Here is a 17,660-nt window from a genome sequence, read left to right as displayed (position 1 = left end):
GAGGCCACTGAAAAAGCGAACGCTGGCTCTTCTCCAGCATGATTTCGCTCACACAGTACTATTTCAGTGACATCGACGAATCCCGCGCTTTTTCCAATGTTTATAGACGGAAGTTTAACAGGCTTATTACTTGATCGTCCTTAAAAAAGAAGATATTTTCTCGATCATCGCATGCGGCGTCTCCATCATGCCCATATGACCGGACGACTCCATCAGCTCTTGTCTAATATGCGGCCCGCTGACCGCAAACGCCTTCTCCACAGGCACAACTTGGTCTTTGCCGCCGGCCAGCAGCAGTACCGGAATCTCGGCCGCTTCCAGCACATGCCGGCGATCCGGCCTGTCGCGCATGCCTTGCAGCGTGGCTATCGCCGCTTGCGGATCCGTGCCGCGGCCAATGTCCATCGCCTTGTCTACTTCCTGAGGCATCGACTCCATATGCTCGGGTGCAAACAGTCTCGGTATAAGCCCGTTGAGGAAAGGCTGAAGCCCCTGCTCTGCGATCGTGGTCATGCTTTTCTGCCGGCCTTCCTTGCCTTTCTCGTCATCCGGATAAGCCGTTGAATGAATGAGGCCAAATCCTTTCAGACGTTCAGGAGCTGCTTCCGCCAAGGCCAATGTTGAATACCCGCCATAGGAATGGCCCAATACGACAGCGCTGCTTAAATCAAGCGCATCCAACAGCGCAATCACGTCTCCGGCAAGCGTCTCCATCGAATACGAACCTTCCGGCGCGGAGGAAGCCCCGTGGCCCCGCTGATCGGGTACAATGACCCGGGCCCGGGCCGCAAGCGCCGGCACCACCTTGTCCCAATATGCGCCGCTGCCGCAAAAACCGTGAAGCAGCACGACCGGCGTGCCCTCGCCTTGTTCGCGGTACGCCAGTTGCAGACCGCTGCCCAGCTTAATTGATCGCTTGTCCATGTTTTTTCTGCCTCCTTCTCATACTCAGAGCACTGATGATCTCCCCATCATATCACCTTAGCTTTAGCGGACATTTCTTGTCCGATGCGTGTAAATCCAATTTTTTTTCATTTCTTTCAGCCAGCCCTCTTCTTTGGATACAACTTGCTCCGCATAAGAATCAAACGATTCAAAATGTTCCGGGGTTGGTTCGGTGAGCCGAATACCGTTTGGAAGATCATATTCCAGCAGCAAAGCATGTTTTGCAGCCAACCGGTGCGTCACATGCATAAGCAGGAAATCTTCCCATGTCGTGGCCTCCATCTCGCGGGAGAAACGCCAACCCTGATTTTCCTCATCCACGTAGATCCCATGTAAACACAACATATATTCCGGCTGAAGCAAGTAACCTTCCGCCGTCTCTGTAACCGTAAAGTTCCATTCCGCAGCGAGCTCCCGCAGTTCCGCTCCCATATCCAGCGCTTTGGAAGGCAATATAATATTGGACATAACACCCGCACCCCGTTTTTCCCAGCCTGATTGCATATTGCTTATTTTACCATATCCGATAGGGACATTCAGCCGAAATGTCCGGAAAGTGGAACCCCGTCATTCACCCATTTCTCATGAACTGAATATATTGGCAATAAACGTTTCGCTTCAGTTCAGGTCAGATTGAAGGAGATTATTATGCAAATTCAGGTGGTAGGGCCCGGTCAGACGCTTTATCAGTATTCGCAAGCTTTTGGAGTGCCCGTTGCGACGATTGCGGAGGCCAACGGGATACGGGCCGATCAACATCTTGTGATCGGACAGACGCTGGTCATTCCGATTGTCGGCTCGTATTATTGGGTGCAGCCCGGCGATTCGCTGACGCTTATTGCGCGTAAATTCGGAGTTTCCACCGCAAGACTCGCGCAGGTCAACGCCATCAGTCCGGGCCAGCAGCTCGCAGTCGGGACACGGTTGTACATCCCGCCCAGTCCGCGCCGCGCCGCGGAAATCAATGCTTATATCGAACCGCGAACAGACACTTTGTCACCCAGCTTGACGCAATCGCTTGATGAGGCACTGCCTCATCTCACGTATTTGGCTCCGTTCAGCTTTCAGATTTTGCGCGACGGCTCGTTGAAATATCCGCCTCTTGGCGATTTACGCGCATTGGCGGGACAAAACGGCGTTACCTTAATGCTCGTTGTGACCAATATTGAAAACGGCCAATTCAGCGCCGATTTGGGCAGCGAAATACTTAATAACGAACAATTACAAAACACGCTGCTGGACAATATTTTGCAGACGGCCAGGGAGCTTAACTTCCGCGACATCCATTTCGACATCGAGCATCTGCATCCAAGCGACCGGGAGGCGTATAACCGGTTTCTGCGAAAAGCCGCGGCCCGGATCCATCAGGAAGGTTATTTGATGTCGACCGCGCTGGCCCCCAAAACAAGCGCCGCGCAAACCGGCGAATGGTATACGGCGCACGATTACAAGGTTCATGGGGAAGTCGCCGATTTTGTCATTATCATGACCTATGAATGGGGCTACAGCGGCGGTCCGCCTATGCCTGTTTCGCCGATCGGTCCGGTACGCAACGTTCTGGAATACGCGCTGACGGAAATGCCTGCATCGAAAATTATGATGGGCCAAAATTTGTACGGCTACGATTGGACATTGCCCTTCGTGCAAGGAGGACCATTTGCCAAAGCAGTCAGTCCTCAAGAGGCAATTGACATCGCACGCCGCAATAATGCGGAAATTTTATACGATTACAGCGCACAGGCGCCCCATTTCAATTATTGGGACGATAATGGCAAAGAACATGTGGTTTGGTTCGAGGATGCCCGCTCCATTCAAGCCAAATTTAATTTGGTGAAGGAATTAAAGCTGCGCGGCGTCAGTTATTGGAAGCTTGGACTCAGTTTCCCGCAAAACTGGCTGCTTATCGATGATAACTTTAACGTCGTTAAGAAATAAATGGGCGCGAACCAATCGCAGCAAACCGCAACAAAGCCGCAAAGCACAGATCTTTTGCGATCATGCGCCCTGCGGCTTTCTTCGTTGCATTAAGGAACGTTCACAACAAAAGGAACAATAAACGTTTGTCCGTTTTGCTGAAATTGGCCCCAGATTTTGTACACGCCACTCTTCGGGAATTTCGTCATAAACTTGGCATCCGGTCCCTTGGCTTTTTCATCCGTCGGATGGACGTGCAAGTACTGCTCGGTATCCGCGCTTAAAATAACGACATGACCCACGGCGCCGAGATAGGGTTGTAAATCGGTGACCGGCTTTTTCGTTGCTTGATCGGTAATATGAAACGTCATATTGGTGTCCATGCCCGCCATCAAATGATCAAACGCTAGCGTAACTTCCTTGCCGGCAACCGTTTTGACCAGCGTTTGATCGGCGACGACGGCAGCCGGTGCGGCTGCATTTCCGGAAACCGTCACCCAATTGGTTTGAGTAGCCGCAGCGCCGCCGGTCGGCATATAATCCGCAATCAGCTTGTAATCGCCTGCTGCCGGGAACTGTGTCGTTACCTCAAAGCGGCCTTCCCCCTTATATTCCGGATGAATATGGTCGAAATAGGACAAATCCTTGCTCACGATAATAAGGTGCATTTTTTTCTCGTGATTGATGTCGAACTTGTCCACTGCCCTGCCTTGCGCGTCTTGAATGGTGACCGTGACCGTCACATCCGATTTCGGTTGAGGTTTGTCGGCTGAAAGTTTCCAAATCGCCTTTGTCGTATCGGCAGCTGCGGTATCTTGCCCGGAATGACCACTATGGTTATCCGCGTGATCCCCGTTTCCGCTTGGCTGCGTGCCGCCTCCTTTGGCCGGTCCGCCGGAAGCGGCGCTTTCTCCATGACTCCCGTGGCCTCCCGAGTCATGACCGGTTGTATCTTGGTTTACCGGTTTGGAGCAACCGGTGACTGCTATAAGTACCGCAAACATCAATAACGCGATTGGCAGCCCTCTTTTCATGGATCATTCCCCCTCTTATCCTGCTTCTCAAAAATACGATTATTCGGCTGCGGTTTCACGAATAGCAGCATCGACTTTGGCCTTCTGCAGCCGCAGCGCGTTTAATACGACCGAGACCGAACTGAGCGCCATCGCCGCACCGGCAAGCCAAGGAGCGAGAAAACCGCTTGCTGCAATCGGAATGCCAATCACGTTATAAGCCAGCGCCCAGAACAAGTTCTGTTTAATGTTGCGCATGGTCGCCTTGCTCATCGCTACGGCATCGGGGATACTGTTCAAGTCGCCGCGCATCAAAGTCACGTCAGCTGCCTCCATCGCCACGTCGGTCCCCGTACCGATCGCCATCCCGATATCCGCCGCGGCGAGCGCGGGAGCGTCGTTGATACCGTCGCCGACCATCGCGACTTTATGACCGGCTGCCTGCAATTTCTTGACTTCGGCGGCCTTGCCTTCCGGAAGCACCTCGGCGAGCACGTGGTCGATCCCGGCTTGCCCGGCAATCGCCTTAGCGGTCCGTTCGTTATCGCCGGTCATCATCACAACATGCAATCCCATGTCCTTCAAGCGCTGAACGGCCTGTCTGGAAGTCGTTTTGATCGTATCCGCCACGCCGACCAGCCCGGCATATACGCCGTCTACGGCGATCAGCATGGCGGTTTTACCTGCTTCTTCGAGCCGGTTCATGTCAGCAAGCGCAGCCTGAACGTCGACGTGTTCGCGAATCATCAGTTTGCGTGTGCCGATCAACAGCTGTTTTCCGTCGACAGCGGCCCGGATGCCGTAACCGGGAATCGCTTCGAACGATTGGGCCGCCGGCAATGGAATGCCTTCCGCTTCGATGCCTTTGACAATCGCTTCAGCAAGCGGATGCTCGGATCCGCGTTCGGCAGCGCCCGCCCAAGCAAGCAGCTGCGCCTTGTCTACACCCTCAGCGGCGAGGACATCTGTCAGCTCCGGTTTGCCTTTGGTCACGGTGCCCGTTTTATCCAGCACGACGGCTGTAATCCGGTGGGCCGCTTCCAAATGCTCGCCTCCTTTAAACAGGATGCCCAGCTCGGCGGCCCGTCCTGAGCCGGCCATAATCGAAGTGGGCGTCGCCAAGCCTAAAGCGCACGGACAAGCAATGACAAGCACCGCAATCGCCTTTTCCAAAGCGCCGGAGAAATTGCCTGCATCGACTCCGAAAAACCATACAAAAAAAGTTACAACAGCAATACCAACCACAATAGGAACAAAAATTCCGGAAATGACATCGGCGATACGTTGGATCGGCGCTTTGGAGCTTTGCGCTTCCTCGACCACTTTAATAATTTGCGCAAGCGCCGTTTCTTTTCCGACCTTGGTGGCGCGAACCTGCAATACGCCGTTTTTGTTAATGGTCGCTCCGACGACCGTATCGCCAGCCCGCTTTTCCACCGGGAGGCTTTCTCCGGTCAGCATCGATTCGTCCACCGCAGAAGCGCCTTCCAGCACTTCCCCATCAACCGGCACCTTTTCCCCTGGCTTCACGACAAACAGATCGCCGGCAACCACCTGTTCGATCGGAACGTCGATTTCCCGGCCGTCGCGAATGACCCGAGCCGTCTTCGCTTGCAGTCCCATCAGCGTTTTGATCGCCTCCGAGGAACGGCCTTTGGCCAAAGCTTCAAACAACTTGCCAAGCAAAATGAGCGTAATCAGGACCGAACTAGTTTCATAATACATATCCACTTGGTGATGGCCGTTGCCGATCGTCTGAAAGGTCAAATATAAGCTGTAAAAATAAGCCGCCGACGTGCCCAGCGCAACCAGCACATCCATATTGGCGCTGCCGCTGCGCAGCGCTTTATAAGCTCCGACGTAGAATTGTCTGCCGATGATAAACTGCACCGGAATCGACAATACTAACTGGAACCATGGATTCATAAACAACGCCGGCACCCAGATCCAGGAAGTAAACGAGAAATGCCCTACCATGGCCCATAAGAGCGGCAGCGAAAGCACCGCCGAAGCGGCAAGCTTCCGCTTTTGCCGGCCAATTTCTCGGCGCCGCTTGTCCCCGTTGTCCTTGCTTTCCTCTTTGATCATCGCTTTGTAGCCAAGCTGCTCGACTTTCTTCATCAGATCGGGCACCGATACGCTGGTTGGCGCAAATGCCACATGCGCCGTCTCCATCGTAAAATTGACCGTTGCCGCCGAAACGCCCTCCAGCTTGTTTAAACCCTTTTCAATCCGGTTTGCGCACGCGGCGCAGGTCATACCGGTTATTTGCAGTGTCGTCTCTTCTTGTCTTGCGGCTGCAGATTCGCTCATAGTCATCACCTTCTAATTATACCCCACTAGGGTATGATAATATTCAAAAAAAGGGGAGCCACCGGCAGATGGCTCCGACTGTCATTAGACGACGTCGTATCCTTGATCTTCTATTGCGTCTTTAATAGCGGCAAGCGTAAGCTTGGATTCGTCAAACTGCACATCCACCGATTTCGCCGCCAAGTTTACTTTGGCCGCAGCTCCCAGCTGTTTAACCGCGCCTTCCACCGAATTGACGCAATGTCCGCAGGACATACCCTCTACCTTTAAAGTTACATTTTGCATATACAATCCCTCCATCGATATTATTTCATCAGTTTATTCATAGTTATCAGCAGCTCATCAATTACTTCCCGATCGCCGTCTTGAATTCGTTCAACCACACAACTCTTCATGTGGCCTTCGAGCAAAAGCCTGCCAACTGAGTTAAGCGCCGACTGCGCGGCTGCGATCTGATTAAGCACATCGTCGCAATAAGTATCCTTCTCGATCAATCCTTTAATCCCCCGGATCTGCCCTTCGATCCGGTTCAAGCGCGAGGACAAATTCGCCTTTAATTTGTCCGAATGGTGGCTTTTTCTTATATCGCTCGTGCAACAGGGTTCCTGCTGCAGCTCGATGGTTTGTTCCATATCAGCATCACCTCTTGAATTAAATATACAATACCCCCCATGGGTATGTCAAGTGTAAAAAAGAAAAGAAGCTTCATTCCCGATTGCTGCAGGAACAAGCTTCTTATGCTTTCACTTCCCCAAGTGCGTGTTCATCAACACGGACATCTGCTCCACCGCGGCCGATACTTCCTGGATATGTGCGGATACGTCCGCGACAGCCATCATGATGCCGGCAAATATATACTCCAGTTTCGAACCCCTAATCTTTTAATATATTGGGGGATTGCGCTTCCGGTGCGGCGCTTCTGGCCGAAAACTTCTTAAACAGAAATGAATACAAGATTAGATACTGCCCGACAAATATCGCGTTGAGCACTGTGCCTTCGCGGATAAACATGATTTTGTTCAAGAAAATCAACCCGATGCATGCCGATATAACAAGCAATGAGCAATCAAATATCGTTTTGACATTGCCCCATTTTCTTTGAACTTTCTTCACTACAGTATGAACAAACATATCAATAGGCATAAGAATCAGGTTGGCACGAATCATCAAGAACAAGCCAAAAGCCAAGGCGGCGTCTCCGAAAGCAAGCAGCAGCAGTTTCTGGTAATACATTTCCAGCTGAATGAAGCTGGTCATTTGCAAGTTGAGGTCCAAACATACGGCTAAAGCGAAGGACGGAATCAGCGACATAAAGTTTTTTAATTTAAAGTCTTTAGGCATAACCACATAGGTCAAAAACAGCATAATCAGTTCCAGTATGAAATTGTAGGTTCCTTGCGTCAGCTGAGGATAAACGACCGTCATGACTCGCGTCAAGCTGCTTTGAGGCGAAATCCCGATCCCCGCTCTTATGGCCAAGCTCACACCAATGGTTAATATATAAATACCGATCAAATACATGATCCACCGTTTGGTTAAACTGCTGCTGCTTTGCATTTCGGCGATATTGTTTGCTTTTTCCATATATCTTCCTCTTTCTCCGGAATATTTGTTATTTGTGCTTTCAAACGTTCATTATATAACGCAGCGGTATCCGTTCCAATGGATAAAGCGCTTCCAAATCATCCCCCTCAAGGAGGCGCTTTCATTGAATCGGAAGGAAGAGTGCTCCTTTCTTTGTATCAAAGATTCGGAGCACTTTCAAACTCAAAACATCTCAAGTGTCGAAAATTATTCCATGAAGCGGAAGCGATGCAGTGAAATAAACAGGCTCAGCAGCTTGTTGACAACGGGTTCGCCTTCATTGCGGTTGCCCATTTTCTCCAGGGCCGCATCAATCGCAGCTGCGCTGGACGTTAATTCATCTACAGTCATATTGGCCATCACGCCGTAAATTTCAAGCGGCATGATGCTTTGTTTTATTTGGTTTTCCGTTACGATGCATGCTCCTGAATATTGGTCGACTTCCTTGACGCAATAGCACATTTCCTCACTTTCCTGTCCGACCACGACAAAATAGGGCGTTGGAGCAGGCCAGAACGTGGCAACAGCACCGCGTTCCACATATACGCCTTTAAATAAACCGTTGATGACATGCCGTGTTCCATCCGCATAACGCTGAATGACGGACAGACGGCTGAACTTCTCGCCTTCATATTCCGGCACGACTTTGCCGTCTTGTATCGGCACCCAGATTTCCTGATAAAACTTGGCGTGGCCGCGGCCGTAGACGTCAAATAAATAGACTTTAGCTTGTTTGCCGTCTGCCGAAACTTCCAGCGGTACAATATCAAGCTGCTCCGGCGTTAAATCATCTAACCCTCTTATCCCCTCCGTGCACATAGTGGAGTAATCGATTTCGGCATTCTTTAACAGCTTCTTGTCTTTGGCAATCAACTCGCCGTCTTTAAACACATAAAGCGGATTGATCTTCGATAAGCTGTCTGTCAGCACGATGTCCGCGAAGCGTCCCGGCGTCAAAGAACCGATCTGATCTTCCATATGGAAAGATTTCGCCGTGTTATAAGAAGCCATTTTAATCGCTTTGATCGGACTGATCCCCATCTCCGCACACAAGGAAATGATCCAATCCATATGCCCCATCTTCTGCAATCGTTCAATCGATATGTTATCCGTACAAAGCATAAAGTTGTCCGTCGGGAATTTGCGGTCTACGATGGCGCGAAGCAATGTTTTGATCACCTCACTGCTTCCTACCCCAAACTTAATTTGGGTTGCAAACCCATAACGAATACTTTTTTCGATATCGTCGACATTCCACACATCGTGATTATTGGATACGCCAATCGCCGGCAAATAATTTAATACCATATCGGAGAGGGCGGTCACTCCCCAATGTCCGTTGATAAAACCGCCTCTGGCCCTTACCCAGGCCGCTTTGTGGAAATCATCCTCATTCCCCGAGCTGTATGTGAAATGTTCAAATTCACCCAGCCCGATGACAGGCTCCATGTCCAAAACGGCTTTGGTTACCGAAGCGGCGGTCTTTTTGCCCGGTGCAAACGCATACAACCGGTAAGGCAGTTTATCGTAGTCCTTGAATAAGTCTTTGGCCGCTTGTACGCCATTTTCTCCTGCCGCGCTGAGAAGATCCAAACATTCGGCATAAATGGTCGTTGTGCCGCAAGGCACCATCGCCTCAGCCAGCGCTGTCGGATTTGCCAATTGCGATTCGAAGTGCAAGTGCGCATCAATAAGTCCCGGAATTGCATAAAGCCCGTGCCCGTCAAAAACTTCCTTCACTTTAACGATCGATTCGTCCGGATTCAGCGCTACGATCCGTTTATCGTAGATCAGTATGGAACCTTGATATACAGTCTCCCCATGCACATCCAAAATATTTAAGTTTTTCATGAGCAAATCCGCTTCTTTACTGCCGTTCAAAATGTCGAAAATCGCATGGACTTTTTCAAGATGATCTCTTTCTGCTTGGTTCATGTGTAATTTCTCCTTTTATTATGAAGATGAGCATTAGTTCTTTAGTTATAAGAAACCAATTCGGATAAACGTTTAACCAAAATTCAAAAGATAAACGTTTAACCTAAAGTGCTGCAATAATACGGTAGAGCGACCTTCCAGATAAACGTTTAACCAATATTCGTTTCAATTTGCCGGACAAGGCGCCCGATAGAGGGATTCGAGTCCAAGTGAGACAACCTGCTTCAGGATAAACGTTTAACCTATGCTTCTACTGCACTCCGCAAAACGATAGATGACCGCCGCCTGATGTAAGCCAGCTTGTCCTGATCGCTCAGGCAGATTGACGCCGAACAATAGACGGTTCCAATACGGTCACCGGTTCAAGCTCTTCTTTTCGAATTTGGCTTAAAATAATTTCTGCGCTTCTTATGCCTAATTCCCGGTTCTGTAAATCTACACAAGTCAGCTCCGGTGTCGAGATTTCCGACATCAAGGAATTCCCCAGACTCAAAACGGCCATATCCTCAAACACTCGAATATTCGCTTGAACCAATGCCTTGGTTAAATACACTGCGCTTAATTCATTAAGGACAAATACGCCATTAATATGGTTCTGAACAAGACCAGGAATACAGTCTTTAGACAGGTCCATCCCCTCTTCAATTTCGATCACCATAGGCTGATGTTCGCCGTTGCTCGCTTGACGGAAACCATCCAAGAAATGCTCCAGCAGGTGGTCAGGCAAATGCTTATGGACAAAAGCAATTCTGTCCTTACCTTGTGACAACAAATATTGTACACCTAATTTACTTGCTTTAGTTAAATCCGGGTACACTAATGGAAAACCCGCGTACGGAATGCACCGATTTGCATATACAACCGGGATGTTCCACTCCAACACACTGTGAATGCTTTCTTGAAAAGAACGATCGGAAAACAATCCGACAAATATAATGCCGGCTATCATATTTTCGCGCATCAGCTGAAGAATTTCATGTTCGGTTAAACTTAAATTATCCACTTCATAAATATAAAGATTGTAATTATGTTTCCCTAAAGTTTGGCTAATGCCTGAAGTGATCTCGGAATAATAAAGGTTATTAATCTTCGGCAAGATTACGGCTACATTAAAGGTTTCCTTGCGTTTCAGCGCCTTTGCAACCACATTTGGCACATAACCCAGCTCTTTAATGGCCAGTTGAATTCTTTTCTCTGTTTCTTTTTTGACGACCATACCGGCGCTTAAATATCTGGATACGGTACAAACGCTTACATTGGCATGTTTAGCTATATCCTTTAAAGTAACCATGTTCACCCCTCCTTACCATTAGTAAGTTAAACGTTTCAGTTAATCGTTTATCCTGTGATGAGAAAAATATAGCATAACAAAAAGGAAAGCGTCAAGAAGTTTATCTCGCTGCAAAATGGCTCTTGATAAGACATGTTTTTGCCGCAAAAAAACCGCTGCTTACAAACAGCAGCGGTTCTCATTTGTATAGTCCGGTGTCATAGGCAGACTTTCGATCCGGAAAGCCCGGAAAATATCTTACTGATTTTTTTCTTCGCCGTCATCTCTTTGGTCCGGACGCTCGTCATGATCCGGTCTGCGATCCGGTCCGCGATCATGTTCACGACCGCGGCCGTGACCACCATGACGGGCATCTTGAAATCCGCCGTCCCGGAAGCCGGGAAAACCGCCCCATCCAAATGAACGGGGATCGCGACCGCCAAAGCCGCGGCGTCCCTGCATGTCCGCGAACCGCTCCATCATCCGCGTGCGCAAATCCCCTTCTCCTTCATCCGTGAATTGACCTTCCAGACTCTGAATCATGCGCTGCAAATATTCACTTAAGTGTTTCAGTTCATCTTCGTTCAGACAATCAAATACTTGCTCCAATCCGGACGGCTGCTCATCATTCATCTCTCCGGCCGCCTCAGCGCCTTTCTCCGTCAGCTTGATGTTGGAAACGCGGCGGTCTTCTTCCGAGGGCTCGCGCTCAATAAAGCCGTTTTTCTCCAGCTTGCCGAGAAGTTCGGCCAAAGACTGCTTGCTCATATCGAGCAAATAGGAAAGTTCCTTCTGGCTCATTTCCGGTTTCATCTTCAGCATGGACAGAACCCGCCCTTGGCCGCGATGAGGATTATGAAAGGGCCCAAAACTCATAAAATGATGCATTTGGTAGCGATGCAGCAGCTGCTGCAAGTGGATGAACTGCTGAACTAGTTTTCTTTTTTCTTCACTCATATGATTGTTCCTCCGTTATTTGAATTTGATTTGAATTAATTAGTCAAGTACCTGACATAGTTTATTATGACAGCCGTACATCGATTTTGTCAAGTACCTTACCATTCGTCGTTTGAGGAAATAAATGGACCTTGCTACAAAACAAAAAAGGGCAGAGGAACCGCTGTTCGCTCTGCCCGTATATTCATTATTCATAGATGATCCTGATCGTATACCGTCTCTTCCGATCCGGCGTCTTCTTTATTATCGCGCACCACCTTCTGCAGCACGAAGCAAGCCATGGTCAGGAACAATCCGGTCATTGCGTAATACCCCTTAACCGACAGCGGCTGATCCAAATTAATAATTCCGATAAACATCGCCAGCAGCGATAAGGCAAAAGAAGCCCACGCCATAAAAGTAAACGCCGCGGTATTGCGCTTCTGATTCGTAAACGAATCGTCGTGATTATCCCGCACCACCTTCTGCAGCACAAACGATGCCATCGTTAAATATAGCGCCGATACGGCATAATAACCTTTGACCGCAAGCGTCTCTTCCAGCGTATAGATCCCGATGAACATACCAAGGAAGGCGGCGGCAAACGAACCCCAAGCAAGAAATGTAAAAGCGGGAGTATTGCGTTTAGTTTTCATCATGTGAAACACCCTTTCCATAATGGATGATTGATTTTTTTGGTACCGCATTTTAGTACCTTGTGCTAATTTCAATTGTATTCATTTTTACAATATAAGGAAGTACTATATTGACGTAGTACCATCTTCCGTGGCACCTAAAAGGATGCTTTGAACCACTTCATTGCGTGCCGGCAGCCGCTGATTAACTTCCAACACGTGGTTCCCGCCATCGTATGACGGCAGTTAAACCATAAGTAAATTCCGCCCCGGCATCCCGGAACGGAATTTACTTATGGTTGATATTGCAGCGTGTTACGCTCTATGCGCGCCGCGATAAGCCATAGGCGTGACGCCGGTAAGCTGCTTAAATACGAGCGCAAAATGCTTCGGGCTCTGATAGCCGGCCAGCCGGGCGACATCGTAAATTTTCAGCTCCGTGGCGGTCAGCAGTTGTTTGGCCCGGTCGATACGTGTCTCCGTAATGTATTCGGACAAATTGTACCCCGCCTCCTGCTTAAACAAATGGCTGAGATACACCGGGTGCAGTTCCACATGCGCGCTGATTGCCTGCAGACTTAAATCCCCGGCTACATTGGCCATGATATAATCTTTCACCTTGCGAATAATCCGGTGGTCCTTATCAAGCGGCGCCTCCGCGTGCTCCGTTTTGTCGGCCTCCTTAACAGCCACACCTCTTCCGCCTGCTTTATCCAGCTTGTCGCGAATTTTTTCCAGCGAAGAGATGAAGGACAGCCGATTGATCGGCTTCAGCAAATAGTCGGACACGCCATACCGGAGCGCCTGCTGCGCATATTGAAAATCCCCGTAACCGCTAATAATCATGATCGGCAGCACTTCATCGTGCTCACGCAGCTTATGAATGAAGCTGAGCCCATCCATCTCCCGCATCCGGATATCGGTGACGACGATATCCACCGCGCCGGGGGCTCCGTTCATATACTCCAACGCCTCCAGGCCGTGATCGGCCTCTTTTACGACGGCGAAATCTTGCGGCAGCTGTTCGATCAGCTTGCGGATGCCTTGGCGAATGAGCGGCTCATCCTCAATAAGCAGTACCCGGTACATACGATTCCTTCCTTTCGATCACCGGCATCGTAATCGTAAACGAAACCCCTTCCCCCGGACTTCCGTCGATGTCGATGCCGTAGCTTTTCCCGAACATAAGCATCAGCCGTTCATTCATGTTGCGCAGGGCAAATCCCATCTTGCCCTCATCCTGCGCGGACGATGAAATGTGCCGCTGAAGCCGGGCAATTTCTTCCTCTGTCAAACCTTTGCCGTCATCGCGCACGGTAAGCAGCAAATCGTGCCCAAAGGAGACCGCAGATATCCAAATCGTCCCGCCTTGTTGCAGATCGCCGATGCCATGATAAATCGCGTTTTCGACCAGCGGCTGCAGCACGAATTTCGGCACAAACCAATTTTGGATCGGTTCCTCCGCTTCGATGACCAGATGGATGCGTTCCCCATAACGAAGCTGCTGGATTTTCATATACGATATGATCGATTCCAGCTCTTCGCGCAGCAGCACAAGCCGGTCGTAATTCCCTACAGAATGCCTTAACAGTTGGCCTAACGCGGATACCATATCGGAAATGTCGTACGTTTGTTTGTCGATAGCCATCATATTGATCGATTCCAGCGTGTTATATATAAAATGCGGATTCATCTGCGTCAGCAGCGCGGAAAGCTGCGCTTCTTTCTCCTTCAGGCTAAGCGCGTACACCTGGCTCACAAGCCGGTCGATCTCGTCGGTCATTCGGTTAAAGCCGCTGCCAAGCTGACCGATCTCGTCGTGTGACTGCACCGACACCTTTTGCTTGAAATGACCCTGCTCGACGAGCTGCATCTTATCCTTTAACGTCATTAAAGGACTGCTCAGTCTATAGGAGTAAAACACCGCCAAGCCTCCCGCCGCGGCAAGGCAAACGATAAAAATCAGCACAATGAACCCGCGCAAGCCCGCCGTTTCCAGATGGAGCGACTGCTGCGGTATGACGCTGATGACCTTAAGCCCGGAGTAAGCGGAATAATCGACGATGACCAGATGCGGTTTCCCGCCCAGATCCAACTGCAGCGTGCCGCTGCCGCTCGGCAACTCCGCCTTCAGCAGCGCCTGCCGGACCGATTCTCCTCCGGTTTCGTTGTTTTGTTCGTAGAACAGTTCGTTGTTCTCATTCAGCACCAACAGGCTGCCGATTTCGCCATACTGGAATTTGGCCGAGATCTGCTCGAAGATGTCGAGTTTGAAGTCGATTTTAATCATCCCGACCACCTGCGTCGACCCCGGCTCGCGAATCAGCCGGGCGGCCGAAATATACTTAGCCGGCGCAGCTTCCTTCAACAAATAGTCGGGTTTGTGCTGCGGCACCATAACCCAGCTTCCGTCCGCCTTCACCACCTGCTCGTACCAAGGCTCGCGTTGCGGCTCGATAAACGGTTTGACGAGAAACGGATCCATGTTTGTAAAAATATATCCGTTGTTGGCAATAATCTGGATGCCCCGCACTTCCGGCCGATAATAGGTGGAGCCGGCTATATCGTGGAACATGATGTTTTTTTCCGCCAGCGTAGGTAGGGTATTCCCCTTATCGGGACCGCTGTATTTCTCCAAAATGTCCAGCACCTCGCGGTTGTACAGCGGCAGCAGCGAAATCTTCTGCATTTCCTCGCGAAACGTTTGATCCAGCGAACGATTAATTTGGCTGACGATTTGCTCCGTATAATTCACCGTTTTCCGTTCCACCATATGGGAAAAGTCAATATAAGCAAATGTGCCGAGCACCGCAAGAGGCACAGCGATCAGCAGCAAAAAAATGATCACAATCTTGGAACGCAAGCCCATCCGGCTCAGCGCCATCCCATTTTGCATAGACGGGGCCATCGTTATCACCTGCCTCGCACCTAAAATCGTCTCATTAGTTTATCATACCTTAATATTTCGAACTATATCTTAACGCCGGGTCGTTTATAATAGGAACCGATTGCCATAAAATATACGTACGCACCACCATGGGGTGACGATGGGAATGAAACGGAATCGACGTAATGCAATTGCATGTATCGCAACAGCCGGGCTGCTGACAACGGCAGCCTGCGGAGCCTATAACGAAAGTCCCCTCCGAGAGCCGCAGCCCTTAGGCAGCGAACGGGTGGAGTTGAGCTTTTATTACCCGGTGCATGTCGGCGGACCGCTCACACCGACGATCGAGGGCATGGCCGAGCAATTTATGAAGGAATACCCCGACATTCGAGTAAAACCCGTATACACCGGCAGCTACGACGATACGAAGGTCAAAGTGCAGGCAGCCGTTCAGGGCAAAAACCCTCCGGACGTCGCTGTGCTGCAGACGACCGATATGTACAGCCTGCTGGATATGGATGCGATTATGCCGCTGGATGCATTTATCGGCAAGGAAGGCGCAACGGCGTTTCTGGCCGACTTCTATCCGGCCTTCTTGGCCAATTCGCAAACCGGCGGCCATATGTACAGCCTGCCGTTTCAGCGGAGCACGGCCGTACTGTATTACAACAAGCAAGCGTTTAAACAAGCGGGCCTCGACCCGGAGCATCCGCCCGCGAATTGGTCCGAGCTGGCGGCTTTTGCGCAGAAACTGACCCGCTCCGGCAGATGGGGCATCGAGGTGCCTTCCTCCGCCCCCAACATCTCCACCTGGATGTTCCAGGTGTTTGCGATTCAAAACGGGAAAAATCTGATTTCTCCCGATGGCAAAAAAGTGTTTTTCAACACGTCGGACAATGTGGAAGCGCTGCAATTTTGGCGCGAACTGGCGGGGAAATACAAAGCCATGCCGCCGGGCATTCTGGAATGGGAAAATGTTCTGGGCGATTTCCTTCAAGGCAAGACGGCGATGATGTACCATACGACAGGCAATTTGACGAACGTCAAAAACAACGCCTCTTTCCCGTTTGGCGTCAGTTTTCTCCCGGGCGGCAAACAGTTCGGAACGCCCACCGGCGGCGGGAACTTATTTATTTTCAAAGGGACCGGAGAGAAAAATCAAGAAGCCGCCTGGAAATTCGTCAAGTGGATGACGGACACCGACCGCATCGCCCAATGGAGTATCGATACCGGCTATGTTGCCGTCCGTAAATCGTCATACGAAACGGAGCGGCTGAAGACCTATGTCAGACAGTTTCCCGCCGCTCTCGTGGCGCGTGATCAGCTGCAGTATGCGGAAGCGGAATTGTCGACGCATAATAACGACAAAGTAACCAAAGCGCTGAACGACGGCGTGCAGGCCGTGCTGACCGGCAAACTTTCGCCCCAAGAGGCGCTGCGCCAAGCGCAGGAAGAAGCGGACCGGCAGCTGCTGCCTTTTAACCAGCCCTGAACAAGGGCAACCGGCAAATAACGACGGAACACGGAAGCGGTGATGGCATTATGCATCTCGTTCCAACCGATGCGATCTATTTGCGCGCCCTGGCGCGGCTGATTCTGGTCGTGCTGAGCGGAGCGGCCGGCCTCGAATGGAGAGGGATCGGAAACGGCGGTTCGCACGCCAGTGCCCAACTCTCCTTCTGGGGCTTTCAACGCGACCTCCGCCTTATTGTGAAATTAAAAATGATCGAGCAACCGGATGGAATGGAGACGATTTCTTCAATTTTTAGCAGCAATGGAATTACTATCGGCAGCGTTAAAATGCGTCCTTTCTACGAGCCGGCGGAAGCCGGCTTTCCCGGAAAGGTCGTCGTTTCGCTGTTCATCGAATCCGAAGAAGAATTACAGTTTAAGGAATTAATGGCCGCGGCGGAACAGGTCGCTTGGATGGACAATGTATTCTCAATCGAGCTGATCTTTCCGTAAAGCCATTAGCCAATGCTTACGAAGTGAGCTTTCCTGCGGAAGCTCTTAGCCAATGCTTACGAAGTGAGCTTTCCGCAGGAAAGCTCTTGATGGGAAAATAACGCGATGCACGACAGTTACATTAACGTGGTTTTACTTGGTAGCATGGTCGTAACAAAGTACCAGGTAGAAAAAAGACAAAGACATACCCGGCAAGCTAAAAATCAAGCTTACGGAATGAAGAGTTTTAAGTTCTCACTTTAAGCTGATGACGGTTCTTCCGA

At 50.2% G+C, this 17,660-nt stretch carries 15 protein-coding genes and 2 pseudogenes; 3 read left to right on the top strand and 14 right to left on the bottom strand.

The window, feature by feature from the left end; genetic code table 11:
* Window positions 1-126: 126 nt before the first annotated feature.
* Both EYB31_RS38570 and EYB31_RS38565 read right to left on the bottom strand, forming a co-directional pair.
* The gene (locus tag EYB31_RS38570; protein WP_131018924.1) at window positions 127-924 is read right to left on the bottom strand and encodes an alpha/beta fold hydrolase; all 798 of its coding nucleotides are present in this window, start codon (window positions 922-924) and stop codon (window positions 127-129) included.
* Window positions 925-987: 63 nt separating this feature from the next.
* Window positions 988-1,413, bottom strand: a complete 426-nt coding sequence (locus EYB31_RS38565) for a hypothetical protein (protein ID WP_131018923.1) — start codon at window positions 1,411-1,413, stop codon at window positions 988-990.
* A gap of 180 nt (window positions 1,414-1,593) precedes the next feature.
* Here EYB31_RS38565 and EYB31_RS38560 point away from each other — a divergent pair, with 180 nt between their 5' ends.
* Complete coding sequence (locus EYB31_RS38560; protein WP_131018922.1) at window positions 1,594-2,880, top strand: glycoside hydrolase family 18 protein; 1,287 nt, start codon at window positions 1,594-1,596, stop codon at window positions 2,878-2,880.
* Between the two features lie 89 nt (window positions 2,881-2,969).
* Here the strand turns inward: EYB31_RS38560 and EYB31_RS38555 are convergent, their stop codons facing one another.
* From EYB31_RS38555 to EYB31_RS38505, 12 genes and pseudogenes are all read right to left on the bottom strand, one after another.
* Window positions 2,970-3,893, bottom strand: a complete 924-nt coding sequence (locus EYB31_RS38555) for a hypothetical protein (protein WP_240763213.1) — start codon at window positions 3,891-3,893, stop codon at window positions 2,970-2,972.
* Window positions 3,894-3,932: 39 nt separating this feature from the next.
* Window positions 3,933-6,185, bottom strand: coding sequence for a heavy metal translocating P-type ATPase (locus EYB31_RS38550; protein WP_131018921.1), 2,253 nt, complete (start codon window positions 6,183-6,185; stop codon window positions 3,933-3,935).
* Between the two features lie 84 nt (window positions 6,186-6,269).
* Window positions 6,270-6,470: a copper chaperone CopZ gene (copZ, locus tag EYB31_RS38545; protein WP_131018920.1), complete on the bottom strand. Its 201-nt coding sequence runs from the start codon at window positions 6,468-6,470 to the stop codon at window positions 6,270-6,272.
* 20 nt (window positions 6,471-6,490) lie between these two features.
* Window positions 6,491-6,817, bottom strand: coding sequence for a metal-sensitive transcriptional regulator (locus EYB31_RS38540; RefSeq protein WP_131018919.1), 327 nt, complete (start codon window positions 6,815-6,817; stop codon window positions 6,491-6,493).
* Window positions 6,818-7,058: 241 nt separating this feature from the next.
* Window positions 7,059-7,769, bottom strand: a complete 711-nt coding sequence (locus tag EYB31_RS38535) for a YczE/YyaS/YitT family protein (protein ID WP_131018918.1) — start codon at window positions 7,767-7,769, stop codon at window positions 7,059-7,061.
* A gap of 207 nt (window positions 7,770-7,976) precedes the next feature.
* Entirely contained in the window at window positions 7,977-9,704 is a 1,728-nt protein-coding gene (locus EYB31_RS38530) for an amidohydrolase family protein (RefSeq protein WP_131018917.1), read from the bottom strand.
* A gap of 313 nt (window positions 9,705-10,017) precedes the next feature.
* On the bottom strand, window positions 10,018-10,995 hold the full coding sequence (locus EYB31_RS38525) for a LacI family DNA-binding transcriptional regulator (RefSeq protein ID WP_131018916.1): 978 nt from the start codon (window positions 10,993-10,995) through the stop codon (window positions 10,018-10,020).
* Window positions 10,996-11,232: 237 nt separating this feature from the next.
* Window positions 11,233-11,931, bottom strand: a complete 699-nt coding sequence (locus EYB31_RS38520; protein ID WP_131018915.1) for a MarR family winged helix-turn-helix transcriptional regulator — start codon at window positions 11,929-11,931, stop codon at window positions 11,233-11,235.
* A 191-nt stretch (window positions 11,932-12,122) separates the two neighbouring features.
* A pseudogene (locus EYB31_RS41150) lies at window positions 12,123-12,323 on the bottom strand (YiaA/YiaB family inner membrane protein); the annotation flags it as partial.
* 42 nt (window positions 12,324-12,365) lie between these two features.
* Window positions 12,366-12,566 (bottom strand): annotated as a pseudogene (locus EYB31_RS41145) (YiaA/YiaB family inner membrane protein); the annotation flags it as partial.
* Between the two features lie 294 nt (window positions 12,567-12,860).
* A complete protein-coding gene (locus EYB31_RS38510) occupies window positions 12,861-13,634 on the bottom strand; it encodes a response regulator transcription factor (RefSeq protein ID WP_131018914.1) in 774 nt (257 codons plus the stop codon).
* Entirely contained in the window at window positions 13,612-15,453 is a 1,842-nt protein-coding gene (locus tag EYB31_RS38505) for a sensor histidine kinase (RefSeq protein WP_240763212.1), read from the bottom strand. Before EYB31_RS38505 ends, EYB31_RS38510 begins: the two co-directional genes overlap by 23 nt.
* Before the next feature lie 145 nt (window positions 15,454-15,598).
* Here EYB31_RS38505 and EYB31_RS38500 point away from each other — a divergent pair, with 145 nt between their 5' ends.
* Window positions 15,599-16,924 (top strand): ABC transporter substrate-binding protein, encoded by a 1,326-nt coding sequence (locus EYB31_RS38500; protein WP_131018913.1) that lies wholly within the window; start codon window positions 15,599-15,601, stop codon window positions 16,922-16,924.
* 50 nt (window positions 16,925-16,974) lie between these two features.
* Window positions 16,975-17,397, top strand: coding sequence for a hypothetical protein (locus EYB31_RS38495; RefSeq protein WP_131018912.1), 423 nt, complete (start codon window positions 16,975-16,977; stop codon window positions 17,395-17,397).
* Window positions 17,398-17,660 lie beyond the last annotated feature (263 nt).

Source organism: Paenibacillus thalictri (genome assembly GCF_004307995.1).
Taxonomy (GTDB): Bacteria; Bacillota; Bacilli; order Paenibacillales; family NBRC-103111; genus Paenibacillus_AF; species Paenibacillus_AF thalictri.
This window is presented reverse-complemented; position numbering and strand designations above follow the sequence as displayed.

Excerpts from the sequence above, each read along its gene's own strand:
- EYB31_RS38520 (WP_131018915.1), bottom strand. The coding sequence starts at position 11,931 with ATGAGTGAAGAAAAAAGAAAACTAGTTCAGCAGTTCATCCACTTGCAG.
- EYB31_RS38560 (WP_131018922.1), top strand. The coding sequence starts at position 1,594 with ATGCAAATTCAGGTGGTAGGGCCCGGTCAGACGCTTTATCAGTATTCG.
- EYB31_RS38535 (WP_131018918.1), bottom strand. The coding sequence starts at position 7,769 with ATGGAAAAAGCAAACAATATCGCCGAAATGCAAAGCAGCAGCAGTTTA.
- EYB31_RS38500 (WP_131018913.1), top strand. The coding sequence starts at position 15,599 with ATGAAACGGAATCGACGTAATGCAATTGCATGTATCGCAACAGCCGGG.
- EYB31_RS38570 (WP_131018924.1), bottom strand. The coding sequence starts at position 924 with ATGGACAAGCGATCAATTAAGCTGGGCAGCGGTCTGCAACTGGCGTAC.
- EYB31_RS38525 (WP_131018916.1), bottom strand. The coding sequence starts at position 10,995 with ATGGTTACTTTAAAGGATATAGCTAAACATGCCAATGTAAGCGTTTGT.
- EYB31_RS38510 (WP_131018914.1), bottom strand. The coding sequence starts at position 13,634 with ATGTACCGGGTACTGCTTATTGAGGATGAGCCGCTCATTCGCCAAGGC.
- EYB31_RS38565 (WP_131018923.1), bottom strand. The coding sequence starts at position 1,413 with ATGTCCAATATTATATTGCCTTCCAAAGCGCTGGATATGGGAGCGGAA.
- EYB31_RS38530 (WP_131018917.1), bottom strand. The coding sequence starts at position 9,704 with ATGAACCAAGCAGAAAGAGATCATCTTGAAAAAGTCCATGCGATTTTC.
- copZ (WP_131018920.1), bottom strand. The coding sequence starts at position 6,470 with ATGCAAAATGTAACTTTAAAGGTAGAGGGTATGTCCTGCGGACATTGC.
- EYB31_RS38540 (WP_131018919.1), bottom strand. The coding sequence starts at position 6,817 with ATGGAACAAACCATCGAGCTGCAGCAGGAACCCTGTTGCACGAGCGAT.
- EYB31_RS38495 (WP_131018912.1), top strand. The coding sequence starts at position 16,975 with ATGCATCTCGTTCCAACCGATGCGATCTATTTGCGCGCCCTGGCGCGG.
- EYB31_RS38505 (WP_240763212.1), bottom strand. The coding sequence starts at position 15,453 with ATGGCCCCGTCTATGCAAAATGGGATGGCGCTGAGCCGGATGGGCTTG.
- EYB31_RS38555 (WP_240763213.1), bottom strand. The coding sequence starts at position 3,893 with ATGAAAAGAGGGCTGCCAATCGCGTTATTGATGTTTGCGGTACTTATA.
- EYB31_RS38550 (WP_131018921.1), bottom strand. The coding sequence starts at position 6,185 with ATGAGCGAATCTGCAGCCGCAAGACAAGAAGAGACGACACTGCAAATA.